The sequence below is a fragment of the Bacillus carboniphilus genome (assembly GCF_039522365.1).
Taxonomy (GTDB): Bacteria; Bacillota; Bacilli; order Bacillales; family JC228; genus Bacillus_BF; species Bacillus_BF carboniphilus.
Map to the genome: position 1 here is coordinate 203866 of NZ_BAAADJ010000023.1, position 15843 is coordinate 219708.

Below are 15843 nucleotides of genomic sequence, written 5' to 3' on the forward strand. Positions count from 1 at the left end.
TCAGCTGTTTATTTGAGGGAAGTTATGATGAAATTTCAATCACAAGGATTTACAGTCATTGAGCTCTTAATTGCGTTTGCTGTACTCTCCCTAGTTGTAGTGGGAGCAGCAGGCTTCTTCACGCAAGGCTTTCAATTTACATCCTATAACGAAGACAAACTATCAGCTGTTCATTTGTCTTCTCTTGTATTAGAGAAAGTGCAAGAGAATTTTAATGAGACAGCTTGTCCTAGTACAAGCACGGAAAACTTATTCCCAAAATATTTGTCTCTATTTGAAGATACACAAGCTGATGGGGCCTTTCTTCTAAACGATAAAAAATTTTATATTTCCCTTCTCTTATATTGCAACGGTTCACAAGACTTAAAAACCATGCATGTTCAAGTGTACGATAGCGTTACGCGGGATAAGCTCCTGAGTGAAAACTTTGGTTATGTCGAGCTCCAAACAGGGGGGACTGCCCAATGAAGAGGTACATAGGGAATGAAAGCGGTTTAACGTTAATCGAACTGCTTGGTGTATTTGTCATTTCATCTATTATTCTTACAGTCATCTTCAGTTTTTTTACCTTTGGTTCTAATGCATTTCAAAAAGATGAAGCAGCGGTTAGCCTTCAGAATGAGGCAAACCGGATTATGACGGCTATAACAGTTGCCTATTATTCTGAAGGGAGCTTTGTTCTTGAACAGAAAGACGAGAATGGAGATGGGAAACAAGAAATTGTGCTAAACGGGGCTATAATCTCAGAACAAAAGTTTGAGTACACAATGACACCTTTAAGTATTAGTTCAAATGTAAATCCAGTAGAGCTTGAATTAACAGTGATTGGTTCCTCGGAGCAAATCACTTTGAAAACTTATTTACGGAGTGTACGTACTAATGGTGGATCCTAATAAGCTTCTAAAAAATAATGAAAAGGGATCAGCATTGCTTTGGACTCTACTGATTTCGGCGGTACTAACGATCCTTGCTCTTACGTTAATCAGTTTTAACGTGACCCAAAGTAAGCAAAACAGTAAGTCAGAGACACTTGTTCAGGAAATTAACTTAGCAGAAATGGGTATTATTGATTTCCGGAATCGAATTTATTCGTACCTGCTAGGAGATCCTGGTCCAAGCAGTATAGAGGATATTACCAACTGGGTTACATCCAACTATGTTGGGCAAACCTTTGATGAATTCATCCCTGAAACCAACAATCGATTTGGATATCAGGTTTTCAATGTGGATGTTAACCAAGTTTCCGAAAGTCAATTGCTCATTACATTTAAAAGCAGTGGAATCACAAACTCGTCTTCTGTAGGAAAAACACTAACCAATATCATTGATATTCAAGCATCATCCGGTGGTGGTGGTGATCCTGGTTCTGGTGGTGGTGGCGGTGATGACCCTATCGGTGGTGGAGATGGCTCTGATTGGGGACCAGGATCTGGTGGCGATGAAGAAAGTGATTGGGATATCATTGAGCCAACAAATCCTGATACGAATACCTATGATGGAAATACTTTATTCGAAGAAAACGTCGACTTAGATCAGTCTGGTGAAAATGTTGTTGTAAATGGACATGCGAAATTTGAGCAGGATCTGGAGCTATCTGGTTATCAATCTTCTGTTACGATTGAAAAAGATGGATTATTTGAAGGAAATACTTCATTAAGTTGGTCAGAGACTTCTATAGAAGTAGGTGGGAATGCAAAGTTCTCCCAGGATTTTAATGTAGAAGGATGGAAGGGGACCTTATCAGTAGGGGAGGATGCCATCTTTGGTGGTGATCTTAACTTTTCAGACACTGATTCAAGCATACTAATTGAGGGTGGAGCCTTATTTAATGGGGATATCACCGTATCAAATAGAAATGACCATTCTAACAACATCACAGTATTAAAGGATGCCAAATTTAATGGTTCTATCACATTAAAAAACTATTCGACAATCAATGTAGGCGGACCGGTAGATGGAAATGCTTGTAGTGCTAATTTCTATGGACCTATATCATTAGAAGGCTATCAAGTGGGAATAAATGTAGCAGGGAATGCTCACTTTGGTTCAACCATCAACTATGTAGATAGAAATGCTGAAATGTTTATCGATGTAGGGGATACAGCTGTGTTTATGGACCAGATTTGGGTTCGTGGATGGTTAGGCTCATTAACTGTTAACGGAGACGCATATTTTGCTACACCACCTTCTATAGGTAATGGAAGTAGTATAACGATAAACGGTAATTTATATATGGACGGCAATACCCCAAACGGAATGCAAGTATATGGTATGAAACAACCCAAATCAGATTTTACTGGATCCTTAACGGGTACTTATGGCTGTACTTCATCCGGAGGTTCAGGCTGGGATATTTCTGATGATGTACAATATTAAGTGGAGGTGGATGAAATGCAGAAAAGAAAGAGATTAGGAGATTTGCTTGTTGAATCGGGTCTCATTACGCAACAGCAGCTTGATGAAACACTCAGACTGAAGAAACGCGAGCAAAAACTAGGAGATGCACTAGTTGAGAGAGGCTATATCAACGAACAACAGCTGATTGAAGTACTAGAGTTTCAGTTGGGTATTCCTCATGTCTCTTTGTATCGATATCCGATAGATGAAACTCTTACCTCCCTTATATCTAAGGAGTTTGCTTTACGTCATGTCATCATCCCGATAAAAAAAGAAGGCAATGCCTTAACGATAGCGATGAATGACCCAATGGATATCTACACGATTGATGATATTCGGTTAACGACAGGTTTCTCCATCAATCCTGTCATAGCTAAAAAAGACGATATTATGCAATCCATTTATAAATATTATGATATGAAAGAAACGTTTGAAGAAAACCAGGGGGAGGAAGCTTTAGCGGCAACAGGAGCCGATGCCCCTGCTGTCCGATTAGTGGATCAAATCCTGACAACAGGTCTTCAATTAAGAGCGAGTGATGTTCATATAGACCCACAAGAGGATAAAATTTTAATTCGCTATCGTGTTGATGGAAAATTAAAAACAGAGCGGGTTATCTCAAAGAATATCTTTCAATCTCTCATTGCTAGAATAAAAATTATGGCAAATATGAACATAACGGAGTCCAGACTTCCTCAAGATGGTCGAATCAAACAAAAAGTCAATACATCCACCGTTGACTTAAGGATTTCCATTCTTCCGACATTACATGGTGAAAAAGTGGTCATTCGTGTTTTAGACCTTTCAAGTGTGATGAAAAAGCTAGCACAGCTCGATTTTAATAGAGTGAACCTACAACGGTTTATTCAGCTTATTGAAAAACCAGAAGGGCTTATTTTGATTACAGGGCCAACTGGGGCGGGTAAAACATCTACCTTATATGCTGGGCTTCACCATTTGAATAAAGATGATGTCAATATCATTACGATTGAAGACCCAATTGAATACGAGCTTGAAGGAATAAATCAGGTTCAAGTGAACCCCCAAATCGGCTTGACGTTCGTGAAGGGACTACGTTCGATTTTAAGACAAGATCCTAATATTATCATGATTGGGGAAATCCGGGACCAAGAAACAGCAGATATTGCTGTGCGCTCTGCCTTAACGGGTCACTTAGTATTAAGTACGTTACACACCAACAGTGCACTCGGAGCTATTCCAAGACTAATGGAAATGGGAGTAGAGCCATATCTTGTGGCTTCCTCTTTATCAGGAGTAGTTGGACAAAGACTGGTTCGTAAGCTTTGTCGAGATTGTAAAGAAGCTTATGAACCATCAGAAATGGAAAAAGAACTGTTTCAAAAAAGAGGCGTAACGATCGAAAAGTTATATAAAGCCAAAGGTTGTCCTCTTTGCCGTCAAACGGGGTATTCTGGAAGAATGGCGGTTCAGGAAGTATTAACAGTTAATGAAGAATTGAAATCAATGATGTTAAATCATGCATCTTTTCAAAATATGAAAAGCTATTGTGCTAAAAACGGAATGATCTTCTTAGCGGATGACGGTCTTCTAAAAGTAAAACATGGCCTTACCTCTCTAGAAGAAGTTCTAAGTGCAACAGTGGAAGGGTAGGTAGCCGATATGTTACAGGAGCTTCAAACGATATTAAAAGCAGCCTTTGAAATGGGTTCCTCTGACATCCATTTAACGGTAGGGGTTCCACCTATTTTACGTATCAATGGGGATTTAAGGCACCTTGGAAAAACGCCATTACTGCCTGAACATACTGAATCCATGGCAAAAGCCATTATTCCTAGTCACTTATGGGAAACGTTCAAAGAAAAAGGGGAACTTGATTTCTCATATGGAATTCCAGGTGTTTCTCGGTTTCGAATCAATGCCTATCATCAAAGGTCTTGTATAAGTTTAGCTTTCCGGATCATTCCTACTCATATCCCGTCACTAGAAGATTTACATCTACCGCGGCAGCTTCAGAACTTGGTGACATTTACTCAAGGGCTTATTTTAGTAACAGGCCCGACAGGTAGTGGAAAATCAACTACTCTAGCAGCCATGATCAATGAAATGAATACCCATATGAGGAAGCACATCATTACATTGGAAGATCCGATTGAGTATTTACATAAGCATGGACAATGTATTATTGATCAACGGGAAGTAGGCTTTGACACGCGTTCATTTGCAAACGGGTTGCGTGCTTGTTTGAGACAAGACCCCGATGTCATCTTAGTTGGAGAAATGCGCGATTTAGAAACGATTCAGACCGCCATTTCAGCTGCAGAAACAGGACACCTCGTACTTGGAACTCTGCATACAACAGATGCTGCTTCAACAATTGATCGAATCATTGACGTGTTTCCTGCTGGTCAACAGACGCAAATCCGTATTCAACTAGCTTCAGTCTTAAAATCTGTGATTTCGCAAAGACTCTTCCCTACTGCTGACTATAAGGGTAGACGTGCTGCTCTTGAAGTTTTACTATGTAATGCTGCTGTCAAAAACCTGATTCGAAACGAAAAAACACATCAAATTCAAAGCATTATTCAAACAAGTCGAGAATCTGGCATGCAAACCATGCAAATGGCCATTGAAGAGTTAATCAATCAAAAAATTGTTTCCTACGATACAGCTTCACCGTACCTAAGAGGGGAGTTTTAATTATGCCCGTATTTCGTTATCAGGGACGAGACCGAAAAGGGGATAAGAAAAGCGGGAAGCTTAAAGCCGACCATGAAAAAGCAGCTTTAGAAAAACTACGAGAACAGGGAATCGCTGTATTATCGATTGAAGAGTTGAATGGGATTCTCTATCAAGAGATTGAGATCACGCAAAAGAAAGTGAAACACCAAGATTTTGTCATGTACATTAGACAATTTTCCACTCTCATTCAAGCAGGTATATCGATTGTAGAGGCAACACATATACTAGCTGAACAAACAGACAACAAATTACTAAAGCAATGCTTATTTGATGTAGAAGAAAAGTTGAAGGAAGGTCGTTCTTTTACAAAAGCGATATCTGAACACCCAAGAATATTCCCTCCAATGTTCATCCATTTAGTCAGAGCAGGAGAAGTTGGGGGGAATATGGACGAAATTTTGGAGAGGCTAGCGGTCTACTTTGAAAAACAATATGATACTCGTAAAAAAGTAAAAGCAGCCATGACTTACCCTGTCTTTATTGCAGTGGTTTCTGTAGTGGTGCTAGCCTTCTTATTGGCTACTGTCGTTCCAACGTTTGCTAGTATGTTTGAGTCCTTTGGCGCAGATCTCCCTTTTATTACAAAACTAGTCCTAAACTCGAGCCAATTCTTTTTGAAATGGTGGTGGGTGTTTGTTCTAGTAATCGTGCTGATTGGTGCGGGAATTTGGTATCTGATTAAAAAAGGGGAAGGACAGTATTATATTGATTATGTTCTGTTAAAGATTCCTGTGATTGGTATGATTTTGAGAAAGGCTGCGATTGCAAGACTAACAAGAACGCTTAGCTCTTTATACGCTACCTCTGTCCCAATCCTTCAATCAATGGAAGTCGTGGAGAAAGTAGTAGGAAATGAGGTCTACATTCGAGCCCTTCAAGATGCAAAAGAAGCACTAGAAAAGGGACAATCGATGTCCAATCCCCTAAAAGAACATTGGGCTTTTCCGTCTATGGTGGTTCAAATGATTTCTACCGGTGAGAAAACGGGGACCATGGAAACCGTACTAGGAAAAGTAGCAGACTTTTATGAAGCGGATGTAACGCATGCTACTGAGCAACTAAAAGCTTTACTAGAGCCTGTTCTTATTACATTTTTATCCATTGTAGTAGGTGTGATAGTCGCCTCTATCGCAATTCCTATGTTTAGTATTTTTGAGAGCATTCAGTAACAAAAAAATATTAAATTCTGTAGTATAAAAGTCATGAGTATAATATAATGGAAATATAAGAATATATTGGTTTACTAGAGAACTTGGAAGCTACGAAAGATCCTTCCTATATGGGCACTTGAAGGATCATGAGCTAGTAGTGCAACCGGCCAGTTTTACATCATGTTAAAGTCATCTTTCGTCTTTTAATCACATGGTATAAAACTGGCCTTTTCTATTACCAATTATTAGCAAAAACTATGAAACTTTTATTTCAGGAGGAATTACACATGCAACGAATCAAACAAGCATGGAAAAACGAGAAAGGTTTAACTCTAGTAGAATTACTAGCAGTTGTTGTTATTTTGGGTATTATTGCTGCGATTGCGGTGCCTAGTATTGGTGGGATTATTGAGAATAGTAAGAGGGATGCTCATATTGCTAATGCTCAGCAGATGATTAGCTCTGCTAAGTTAGTCGCTGCCTCTGAAATATCAAGCAGAGGAGATGGAGAATATTATGTATCTCTAACGTATTTAGTGGAACAAGGTTACCTTGATACTTTTGAAAACCCGTTTGATGATAATGCTTATGACACCATTTCTACTGGAGCAACTGAAATTATTGATATAGTAGCAGGGGATACAGCACCAACTACTGGGAGCTTTGTATTTATTGATAAAGATGCAAATAAATTCTCCTATAAAGTAACTTTGGATGCTGACACTGGTAACGAAGATTACGACATAGATGATAGAACAGAAGATCAGTTAACAAGAGAGAGTGCATTTTCTACAGAATAATAGGGGGAAAATCCCCTATTATTTCTATTTTTTATGAATAGTTTTATAGAACTATTCATTTTTGTAGAAAAGGCCTAATTGCGAGAACTATATGTGGATATTTTTATCAACTTTTCTGATGCTTTACCTTCTAATTACATACCCATTTCAGTCTAGCTTCTCTATATATACTATAAAAAGTATAATTCTAATTATCTTTATGTGCTTATTTTGGATACTTTTATGGATTAAAAGGAAGGGATTATTACAATTTAGATTCTATCCTAAGTTACCATTATTGTTAATAATTTTATTCACCTTTTTTATACTTGTATCTGTTTCTTTTTCGGTTGATATTCATACTTCTCTCTCAGGAAAGAAATCACGCTACGAAGGCCTCTCTATCTGGCTTTGTTACCTGACTCTTTTTGTAGTAGTTCTCTTGAACCCAAATGAGTTCATGAAACGTTGGTGGATTATTGGTTTTAGCATTACATCAACCCTTGCATCCAGCCAAGGAATATTAGAACACTTTAGCCTAGGTTTCTTATCACAATCTAGTTCATCCCGAAGCTCATCCTTCTTCGGTAACCCAAACTTCTTCGGCACGTTCTCCCTAATCTCAATCACGGTTGCCATCCTACTACTTTTCACCGCAACCAAGAAAAGTGCCAAGATTACGTACCTAGTCCTCATCAGCATCCAATTCCTAGGCCTCCTCTACTCCAACACCCGTAGTGCTTGGCTAGGTCTAGCGGTTGGACTCCTCATCGTAGGGCTTTATATCATTTGGAAAGACCGTGGCCTTATAAAGAGGTATGGAACTGTGATTCTACTATTTGTTGCTATTTTTTTCACTGTAAATCACTTTGAAAATAACCAAGTAGCATCACGTGCCGTTACGATTGTGAAGGATGCCCAGAGTGCGATTACGGAAGACAATATGAACGCTGGATCGCACCGTTGGTATATTTGGAAGACTTCTCTTCCGTTGATTAAGGAGTATTTTTGGACAGGTTCAGGACCGGATACGTTCCATCTTGTATTTCCAAATGACACGGAAGAAACAAAGAAGTACTTCCCAACTGTAACGGTTGATAAAGCGCATAATGAATGGCTTCAAATTGCAGTGACAATGGGAGTTCCAGCTCTATTAACGTATCTTTCATTAGTAGGACTTATTCTTTACAAAGCTTATCGGGTCATCATAACAAAACAACCTTCTATTGAACTAGTAATGTTTACAGTTCTAATTACGGGTTATTTAGTTCAAGCCCAGTTTAATATTAGTGTGGTACCCGTTGCCCCTTATTTTTGGGTGTTTCTAGCTTTAACGTATGTGTATGCCATCAAAGAAGACAAAAAGGTTGAGACTATTGAATAATTCGAATTCCTTATACCGTACGATTATCCGGCAATCTTTTCTTGAGACGATTTTATCCATTGGGGTTATTGCTCTGTTCTACACGGTTTCTCTTTATTTTGTATATGAAACAGAAGAGATTATTGAAACGAAACTCCACGAGTGGAACGCCGATCGTTTTTCATCTGCTTCTAAATACTGGGGGCTTACCAACCTCGAGTGGAAGGACAGCGCACAAGAAACGATTGATTTACAGACCTTAATTGAAGATGGATACCTTGGGTTGGAATATGAGTTTGACGAGATTCCAACCTTCTTTTTCTCTAATCGAATAACGGATCTATATTCATTACAATCTAAGGTGTTTATCCGCTATCAAGGTGGTACGGTCTCGACAAAAGTACGGTTATGTGAACCAGAAATGGATTGTGAAACAAGTGAAGAAGCCATCTTAGAGACGAATTGGAAGTAAATATTTCGTGATGGAAATAGAAAAGTATAGAAAACCCTTGTATACTAATATTACAAACTAGTAAAAGGAATAAATTAATGGAACTTATATATGCTATTTGTTTTCTAATATTGGGCTTATTACTCGGCTCATTTTATAATGTAGTGGGGCTACGTGTCCCTTTGAAAAAATCAATAGTTTATCCAAACTCTCATTGTCCACGATGTGAGAAAGAGTTAGGGCCATTAGAGTTAATTCCTGTTCTCTCATACATATGGATTGGAGGCAAGTGCCGAAATTGTAAAGCACCGATCTCCATGCTATATCCTTTTATAGAATTGTTAACAGGACTTCTATTCATGTACGCCTTTCTTTATTTTGGATGGTCGAATGAATTGGTAGTTTCGCTGTTACTCATTTCATTATTAAGTATTATTATTGTATCGGACCTTCGATACATGATCATCCCTGATAAAATATTACTAGTGTTTTTGTTTTGCTTTTTAATATATAGAATTCTATCTCCACTTGACCCATGGTGGAATCCATATGCTGCAGCATTTGGTGCCTCCTTATTTTTATTATTGGTTGCCATCATTAGTAAAGGTGGAATGGGTGGTGGAGATATTAAGTTATTTTTTGTTATTGGCATTGCTTTAGGATTTCCTAATGTTCTATTCACCTTTTTTATTGCCAGCATTCTAGGTGCACTTGTCGGCGTTCTAGGGATTGTATTAGGTAAAGTGAAAAAAAGGCAAGCGATTCCCTTTGGTCCCTTTATCGCTGTTGGAGCCTTAATCTCATTGTTATACGGAGAGCAACTTATTGATTGGTATATTCAAAGTCTTTGGTAGGTGGTGAAAGTGAATGAGCGGCTTAATTACTAGAAAACATCATCGAGTGAACATCATGATCAACGACCGTTTCGTTCGCTTTGTTGAAACTGGAAAAAATAAAACAATCATAAAATATGGGCAAAAGGTTATTCCATCAGGCCTTGTGAAAAATGGAGTCATTGATTCAAATGAAGAATTCCCTTCATTTTTGTCACAGTTTGTAAAAGAATCAAAGATTCAGAGAAGAATAGCTCGTTTTTGTGTGCCCGATTCCCATGTCATTTTAAGACAAACAAATGTCCCCTTAGAAGTGCCTGACTCTGAAATTAAGGGGCATTTATACTTCCAATTAGGACAGTCCTTGCATTTGCCGTTTGAAGACCCAATCATTGAAGCAGTCCCAAAGGGAGTTAACAATGGGGAAAAAGAGGTTTTGCTAGTGGCCACAAAGGAATCCACTGTTCAGCAGTATAAGAAGATGTTAGCTTCCTCTAAATTACATGCTGAAGCTGCAGACTTGTCTTGTTTATCCATTTATCGTTTGTACTACCATCTAGACTTAGCCCGTCCACAAGAGCATTTACTTATTGTACATGCCGATTCTGATTCACTTGTATTATCTGTTTTTCATGACCATAAACCTGTGATTATCAGGCAAGTTCAATTAGATTTGCCTGAAGAGGCAATTGAAGTCCATCAAAACGGTAAATATATGGATCAGCTTTTGTGGAAAGGAACTAGTCATCAATTACATGAAATGACTTCAACCGTTCTGGATGAGGTAAATCGAATGATGAACGTATATCGTTCTAACCTGGCAAAAGGGCAATATGAAGTCAATAAAATTTTAGTTGTAGGCGACCATCCTTGTCTTCCTCAGTTTGTGGCAGAATTAAATGGACAGCTCGCTCAAGCAATTGAATCTTTTATTGAACCTTTATTTCAAACGAAGAAAAATGTAAATGTTCCGGCACTATTTTCAGATTGTATCGGTTTGGGGCTGAAGTAGGTGGATGTATGTTAGTTGATATTAATTTAATTCAGAAACCTAAACAACGAAATACACCGCTGTTTATATTAGCTGGATTTGCTTTGCTGTCTTTTGCCCTTGTCATAACAACTGGTATCTTGTGGTATAACGGGGAACTTCAAATGAAGGACCGGTTAGAAAATCAATTAGCACACGTGCAGGAACTCAGAGGTATAAGAGAACAACAAAATCAACCTATTGAAACCGTAACGCCAACTAAACAATATGAAGAAACGGTTCAGTGGATGGATGATTATCCGTTATCTACCGTAGTGGTGATAGATGAAATTCGTACATTACTCACAGATAGAGGCTTTATTCTACAATTTGATTACTCAAGCTCGGAGCGCATTCATTTGGTAGCCCAATTTGATGCCTCAAGGGAAGTGGCTTTCTTTTTTGAACGACTACAGGCCTCACCGCTGTTTACGAATGTAGTCCTTAATAAAATAGAAACGGTTAAATTAGATAATGGGAATCCCGATGTTCTTCCAAGATATCGAGCAGATTTTAATTTGGCTATTCAAGCTACTGAAGTGCAGAAGGCGAAGAAGGAGAGTGGTCAATAATGAATGCTACCAATATCGCAAAATTGACTCTCCTTTCGTTTATTATTCTAGCTTTACTTTTATTTTCAGGATATCAATTTGTGGCGCTACCAATTGAGAAAGAGATTCAATCACTAGAAAGTGAAATAGAAATGGAAACGAAGCGATATCAAAGTTTAGAAGTATTGGAAAATAAACCAGAAGATCCTGGGGAAATTAAACTGAATCAGTTAAAAGCACAGCTACCAACCAATCCATTATTAGATCAGTTAATCTTGGATTTGGAGAAAGCGGAGCTTGCATCCAATACACTAATATTAAATATGTCCTTCGGTGTTGCATCACTAGAACAGCCTGCTGAAGATTCTGCAACGGATCAGACAGAAGAAACCGATTCAACTGAAACAAGTACCACTACCTCATTTCCAAATGGAGTAGAGAAGTTAACTGTCTCGATGTCAGTCCAAGCTCCTTCACATAATCACCTAGAGCTCTTTTTGAAAGAACTTGAAGAGATGGAGCGGATTATTCAAGTAGAAAACCTAGCCTTCAGTGGAGGTGAAGGTCAGACTAACGAAACAAACTCAACGGTAGTTTTTTCAATCCAAATCTCTGCCTTCTACTATCCCAATGGGGAAATAATGGAGACTAATTCATAATTTGAACCGATTGCCAAAATTGACAAATCTGTTCGAAACATGACGATAACAAGACGACAAAAGTCTTGTTATTTTTTTTTGTCTCTATGATAGGATAGGGCAAAACTAGTAAAAGGGGGAGGAAGATTTGAGAGAAGAACCAAATAAAGATGGTCAAATAAAGATTATGTTAAATGATAAGCAGACATCATATAAAGAAGAAAGAAAAACACAAGCAAAGGATTTACTAGAGAATGTCAAACTAGAAACAGCAGCCACAAGTGAGGAAGCGGATGCAGATTTTGATTGGATCCTACCAGAAGTAGAGCCGGAACCGAAGACGTTTAAGCAAGCAACGGGGATTAAACAAAAGGGTGGACGGAAAAAAACGTCTCCTTCTTCTAGGAATGTTTTTCATACATTTGGTTCTCTCATTTTTTCTATTGCCTTCGCCGTTGGATTGGGGATTGCTTTTGGCTTAATTCTATTAAAGTTTATTTCCGTTGAAGAAGCTCCGGCAGTTGTGCAAGCAAATAATCCAACTCCACAAACTGAACAGCCAAGTAATAACGGTTCACTTGGTTCCGCTCTCCTTCCTAGTTTTACTAGCTATGTAATCCAAGGCGGAATCTTTTCGAGTAAAGAATCAGCTAATACATTAGTTGGTCAGCTCAATGAAAAAAGCATACCTTCTGAAGTGGTTTTAATGGAAGATGGGAATTATTATGTATTTCTTGGACTAGCTTCGAACGAACAAGAAGCTAAAAGAATAGCTGAAATCTATAAAGGGCAGGGTGTTGAAGTATATGCAAAAGCACTCACGCTAAACGAAATGACAATAGAGCAGCTAGATTCGACTAGTGCAGCTGTATTCAACCAAGGTGCTACTATCATGCCAACATTAGTCGATGTAGCAGGTAAAGTAGCATTGGGTCAAAGTGTACCGCAAGATACGTTATCGACCATTACGGGTGTGGCCAATTCGTTTAATGAAGTAACGGTACAAGAACCTATTGTTCAAACGGTTACGCAGATTATTCTTCAATCTAGTGGGGCATTACAAAACTATGCACAAACGAATAATATGAGTCAGGCAAATGCAATTCAGGATGCTTTGCTCTCTTATATTAAATTAAATATAGAAAAATAATATAAAAACTAGCATGTATTTTTGTCTATTTTCCGGGAAATGTAGCGAAAAAGAGAAAGGCTGTCGACAAAAGATTAAAAATTCGACAGTTTTTCTTTTTTTATTTTTATTGACCAACTATTAAGAAACTTTAAGATCACTTTGCTTTTGGTTTATACATTTTGGTAATATATAGGTAGATTTCCTTTTCTAATCCAATCTAATAGGTGATAGTTATGAATCCACTCATTTTAGCTTCAGGATCTCCAAGACGTAGTGAATTATTGAAACAGATGGATGTTTCATTTCAAGTCCACAAAAGTGGTGCTGACGAAAGTCTCCCTCCGAACATACGGCCACAAGATGCTGTTACAGAACTATCCTCACGAAAGGCACTAGAAGTTGCATCGCAATATCCCAATCACTTTGTATTAGGTGCCGATACAGTTGTTTCCATTCAAAATGAAATACTTGGCAAGCCAGAAACTGAAGAAGAAGCTTTTACCATGTTAAAAAAACTGTCTGATACAACGCACCAGGTATTCACCGGTGTTACTCTTGTCGTAAATGGACAAGCTCATTCCTTTTATGAAGGAACCGATGTAACCTTTTGGACGTTATCAGATGAAGAAATCAAACAATATATTAAAACGGGGGAACCTTTCGATAAGGCTGGTGGATACGGCATTCAAGGGAAAGGAGCTTATTTCGTCAAAGAAATAAAAGGTGATTTCTACACGGTAATGGGTCTCCCTATCGCGAAAACCATCCGTCAGTTAAAACAATTTGGCTTCCCCGTATAATGAAGGAGGAAGTTATGTGAAGGAATCCCTCATCATGGTCCGGGATGTTCCGCAAGAGGAGCGTCCCAGAGAACGATTTATGAATGAAGGACCCACTAGTTTATCAAACCAAGATTTGTTGGCGTTAATTTTACGAACGGGTTCTCATCAGGAGTCAGTTATGGAATTGTCACAAAAGTTGGTTGTTAAATTTGAAGGTTTACGAATGTTAAAGGATGCTAGTCTTGAAGAATTAACCAGTATAAAAGGAATTGGAACAGCAAAGGCTATACAATTGTTGGCTACCTTTGAATTAGCAAGAAGAGTCGCAAGCCTGAAAGATACAGACCGATATACCATCCGCTCTCCTGAGGATGGGGCAAATTATGTTATGAGTGAAATGAGATTCCTCTCTCAAGAGCATTTCGTTTGTATTTACCTCAATACTAAGAACCAAGTACTTCATAAGCAAACCATTTTTATAGGGAGTCTTAATGCATCTATTGTTCACCCAAGAGAAGTATTTAAAGAAGCTTTCAGACGGTCAGCAGCCTCCATCATTTGCTTTCATAATCATCCATCAGGAGATCCAGCCCCTTCACGAGAAGATATAGAAGTTACCAAGCGTCTAGCCGAATGTGGAAAGATAATTGGTATCGAAGTTTTGGATCACTTGATTATAGGTGAAAATCGTTACGTAAGTTTAAAGGAAAAAGGATATTTATAACACTAGGATTTTAGTTCTGATTGAGCTATAATTAAGTTTATGATTTTTATGTGGTACTTCGAAAAAATGTAGGATAAACCAAAGCGTTTTCTACACAATAGTATGGGGAAAAATCGTTGATGACTCCTATGTTTCAAGGAATTCTGTCTTAATTGGATTCGGGTTAGAAAGGGAGATTTACATATGTTTGGAACAAGAGATTTAGGAATTGATTTAGGAACTGCAAACACACTGGTTTATATTAAAGGTAAGGGCATTGTGCTTAGAGAACCATCTGTCGTTGCTTTCCAAACGGATACAAAAAGTATTGTCGCTGTTGGTAATGACGCTAAAAATATGATTGGTCGTACACCAGGAAATGTGGTGGCACTTAGACCGATGAAGGATGGTGTCATCGCCGATTACGATACAACAGCAACAATGATGAAATATTACATTAAAAATGCTTTAAGAAGAGGCGCATTCGCTAGAAAACCATATGTAATGGTTTGTGTTCCATCTGGAATTACAGCCGTTGAAGAACGAGCTGTTGTTGATGCAACCAGACAAGCAGGTGCGAGAGACGCTTATACGATTGAGGAACCATTTGCAGCTGCAATTGGAGCAAACTTACCTGTATGGGAACCGACTGGAAGTATGGTTGTGGATATTGGCGGAGGTACTACCGAAGTTGCGATCATCTCATTAGGTGGTATTGTAACGAGTCAATCTATTCGCATTGCTGGTGATGAGATGGATGACGCCATCATTAGTTATATCCGCAAAACTTATAATTTGATGATTGGGGATCGTACAGCGGAGTCCATCAAAATGGAAATTGGTGCTGCTTGTGACCCTGAAGGCGTTGACAACATGGAGATTAGAGGTAGAGACCTTCTAACGGGCTTACCTAAAACGATCGAAATCACTCCAGAAGAAATTGCGAAAGCGTTACACGATACAGTAGAAGCTATCGTAGATGCTGTTAAAGTGACATTAGAAAAAACACCACCAGAACTAGCTGCTGATATTATGGATCGCGGTATTGTGCTAACAGGTGGTGGAGCTTTACTACGCAATATGGATAAAGTTATTAGTGAGGAAACAAATATGCCAGTTCTAATTGCTGAGAATCCACTTGATTGTGTAGCCATTGGAACAGGTAAAGCACTAGACCATATTCACTTATTTAAAAACAAAGCAAAATAGTTCATAAGTCCGGGATCTTACAATGAAAGTGAGATCCCCACTTTCCGTTTCGAAAATATTTTTACATAAAACCATCAATCCTTATAAATTGAAAGATAATAGA

The 15843-nt window shown here is 38.4% G+C and carries 17 protein-coding genes and 1 riboswitch; all 17 genes read left to right on the forward strand.

The genetic code is table 11. The features are described 5' to 3' along the window. Positions 1-24 precede the first annotated feature (24 nt). The 17 genes from ABDZ91_RS13140 (at position 25) to ABDZ91_RS13220 (ending at position 15740) form a co-directional block, all read left to right on the forward strand. Positions 25-468 carry a type IV pilus modification PilV family protein gene (locus ABDZ91_RS13140; RefSeq protein WP_343799681.1) on the forward strand — a complete coding sequence of 148 codons (444 nt, stop codon included), beginning with the start codon at positions 25-27 and terminating at the stop codon, positions 466-468. Further along, positions 465-893, forward strand: a complete 429-nt coding sequence (locus ABDZ91_RS13145) for a PulJ/GspJ family protein (protein WP_343799683.1) — start codon at positions 465-467, stop codon at positions 891-893. Before ABDZ91_RS13140 ends, ABDZ91_RS13145 begins: the two co-directional genes overlap by 4 nt. After that, entirely contained in the window at positions 880-2376 is a 1497-nt protein-coding gene (locus ABDZ91_RS13150; protein ID WP_343799685.1) for a bactofilin family protein, read from the forward strand. Before ABDZ91_RS13145 ends, ABDZ91_RS13150 begins: the two co-directional genes overlap by 14 nt. Before the next feature lie 6 nt (positions 2377-2382). Then, positions 2383-4029: a GspE/PulE family protein gene (locus ABDZ91_RS13155; RefSeq protein WP_343799813.1), complete on the forward strand. Its 1647-nt coding sequence runs from the start codon at positions 2383-2385 to the stop codon at positions 4027-4029. Between the two features lie 9 nt (positions 4030-4038). Next, complete coding sequence (locus tag ABDZ91_RS13160) at positions 4039-5076, forward strand: type IV pilus twitching motility protein PilT (RefSeq protein ID WP_343799687.1); 1038 nt, start codon at positions 4039-4041, stop codon at positions 5074-5076. Between the two features lie 2 nt (positions 5077-5078). Further along, entirely contained in the window at positions 5079-6287 is a 1209-nt protein-coding gene (locus ABDZ91_RS13165) for a type II secretion system F family protein (RefSeq protein ID WP_343799689.1), read from the forward strand. A gap of 76 nt (positions 6288-6363) precedes the next feature. Next, a riboswitch (cyclic di-GMP riboswitch) is annotated at positions 6364-6447 on the forward strand. A gap of 109 nt (positions 6448-6556) precedes the next feature. Then, entirely contained in the window at positions 6557-7069 is a 513-nt protein-coding gene (locus ABDZ91_RS13170; protein WP_343799691.1) for a competence type IV pilus major pilin ComGC, read from the forward strand. Between the two features lie 439 nt (positions 7070-7508). Beyond that, positions 7509-8432, forward strand: a complete 924-nt coding sequence (locus ABDZ91_RS13175) for an O-antigen ligase family protein (protein ID WP_343799693.1) — start codon at positions 7509-7511, stop codon at positions 8430-8432. Then, positions 8425-8883 (forward strand): hypothetical protein, encoded by a 459-nt coding sequence (locus ABDZ91_RS13180; RefSeq protein ID WP_343799695.1) that lies wholly within the window; start codon positions 8425-8427, stop codon positions 8881-8883. The genes ABDZ91_RS13175 and ABDZ91_RS13180 overlap by 8 nt, the downstream gene beginning before the upstream one ends. A 77-nt stretch (positions 8884-8960) precedes the next feature. After that, complete coding sequence (locus ABDZ91_RS13185; RefSeq protein ID WP_343799697.1) at positions 8961-9716, forward strand: prepilin peptidase; 756 nt, start codon at positions 8961-8963, stop codon at positions 9714-9716. 13 nt (positions 9717-9729) lie between these two features. Beyond that, a complete protein-coding gene (gene pilM, locus ABDZ91_RS13190) occupies positions 9730-10707 on the forward strand; it encodes a type IV pilus biogenesis protein PilM (protein ID WP_343799698.1) in 978 nt (325 codons plus the stop codon). An 8-nt stretch (positions 10708-10715) separates the two neighbouring features. Next, positions 10716-11297 (forward strand): hypothetical protein, encoded by a 582-nt coding sequence (locus ABDZ91_RS13195; protein WP_343799700.1) that lies wholly within the window; start codon positions 10716-10718, stop codon positions 11295-11297. Continuing rightward, complete coding sequence (locus ABDZ91_RS13200) at positions 11297-11935, forward strand: hypothetical protein (protein ID WP_343799702.1); 639 nt, start codon at positions 11297-11299, stop codon at positions 11933-11935. The genes ABDZ91_RS13195 and ABDZ91_RS13200 overlap by 1 nt, the downstream gene beginning before the upstream one ends. Before the next feature lie 127 nt (positions 11936-12062). Continuing rightward, entirely contained in the window at positions 12063-13064 is a 1002-nt protein-coding gene (locus tag ABDZ91_RS13205; RefSeq protein ID WP_343799704.1) for an SPOR domain-containing protein, read from the forward strand. A 215-nt stretch (positions 13065-13279) separates the two neighbouring features. After that, entirely contained in the window at positions 13280-13846 is a 567-nt protein-coding gene (locus tag ABDZ91_RS13210; RefSeq protein WP_343799706.1) for a Maf family protein, read from the forward strand. 34 nt (positions 13847-13880) lie between these two features. Continuing rightward, positions 13881-14552 (forward strand): RadC family protein, encoded by a 672-nt coding sequence (radC, locus tag ABDZ91_RS13215; RefSeq protein WP_425541831.1) that lies wholly within the window; start codon positions 13881-13883, stop codon positions 14550-14552. Between the two features lie 183 nt (positions 14553-14735). Continuing rightward, positions 14736-15740, forward strand: a complete 1005-nt coding sequence (locus ABDZ91_RS13220; RefSeq protein WP_343799710.1) for a rod shape-determining protein — start codon at positions 14736-14738, stop codon at positions 15738-15740. Positions 15741-15843 lie beyond the last annotated feature (103 nt).

What these genes read in the sequence shown, in the direction of transcription:
- ABDZ91_RS13140 (WP_343799681.1), top strand. Translation starts at nt 25, where the DNA reads ATGATGAAATTTCAATCACAAGGATTTACAGTCATTGAGCTCTTAATT.
- ABDZ91_RS13145 (WP_343799683.1), top strand. Translation starts at nt 465, where the DNA reads ATGAAGAGGTACATAGGGAATGAAAGCGGTTTAACGTTAATCGAACTG.
- ABDZ91_RS13150 (WP_343799685.1), top strand. Translation starts at nt 880, where the DNA reads ATGGTGGATCCTAATAAGCTTCTAAAAAATAATGAAAAGGGATCAGCA.
- ABDZ91_RS13160 (WP_343799687.1), top strand. Translation starts at nt 4,039, where the DNA reads ATGTTACAGGAGCTTCAAACGATATTAAAAGCAGCCTTTGAAATGGGT.
- ABDZ91_RS13165 (WP_343799689.1), top strand. Translation starts at nt 5,079, where the DNA reads ATGCCCGTATTTCGTTATCAGGGACGAGACCGAAAAGGGGATAAGAAA.
- ABDZ91_RS13170 (WP_343799691.1), top strand. Translation starts at nt 6,557, where the DNA reads ATGCAACGAATCAAACAAGCATGGAAAAACGAGAAAGGTTTAACTCTA.
- ABDZ91_RS13175 (WP_343799693.1), top strand. Translation starts at nt 7,509, where the DNA reads ATGAAACGTTGGTGGATTATTGGTTTTAGCATTACATCAACCCTTGCA.
- ABDZ91_RS13185 (WP_343799697.1), top strand. Translation starts at nt 8,961, where the DNA reads ATGGAACTTATATATGCTATTTGTTTTCTAATATTGGGCTTATTACTC.
- pilM (WP_343799698.1), top strand. Translation starts at nt 9,730, where the DNA reads ATGAGCGGCTTAATTACTAGAAAACATCATCGAGTGAACATCATGATC.
- ABDZ91_RS13195 (WP_343799700.1), top strand. Translation starts at nt 10,716, where the DNA reads ATGTTAGTTGATATTAATTTAATTCAGAAACCTAAACAACGAAATACA.
- ABDZ91_RS13200 (WP_343799702.1), top strand. Translation starts at nt 11,297, where the DNA reads ATGAATGCTACCAATATCGCAAAATTGACTCTCCTTTCGTTTATTATT.
- ABDZ91_RS13210 (WP_343799706.1), top strand. Translation starts at nt 13,280, where the DNA reads ATGAATCCACTCATTTTAGCTTCAGGATCTCCAAGACGTAGTGAATTA.
- radC (WP_425541831.1), top strand. Translation starts at nt 13,881, where the DNA reads ATGGTCCGGGATGTTCCGCAAGAGGAGCGTCCCAGAGAACGATTTATG.
- ABDZ91_RS13220 (WP_343799710.1), top strand. Translation starts at nt 14,736, where the DNA reads ATGTTTGGAACAAGAGATTTAGGAATTGATTTAGGAACTGCAAACACA.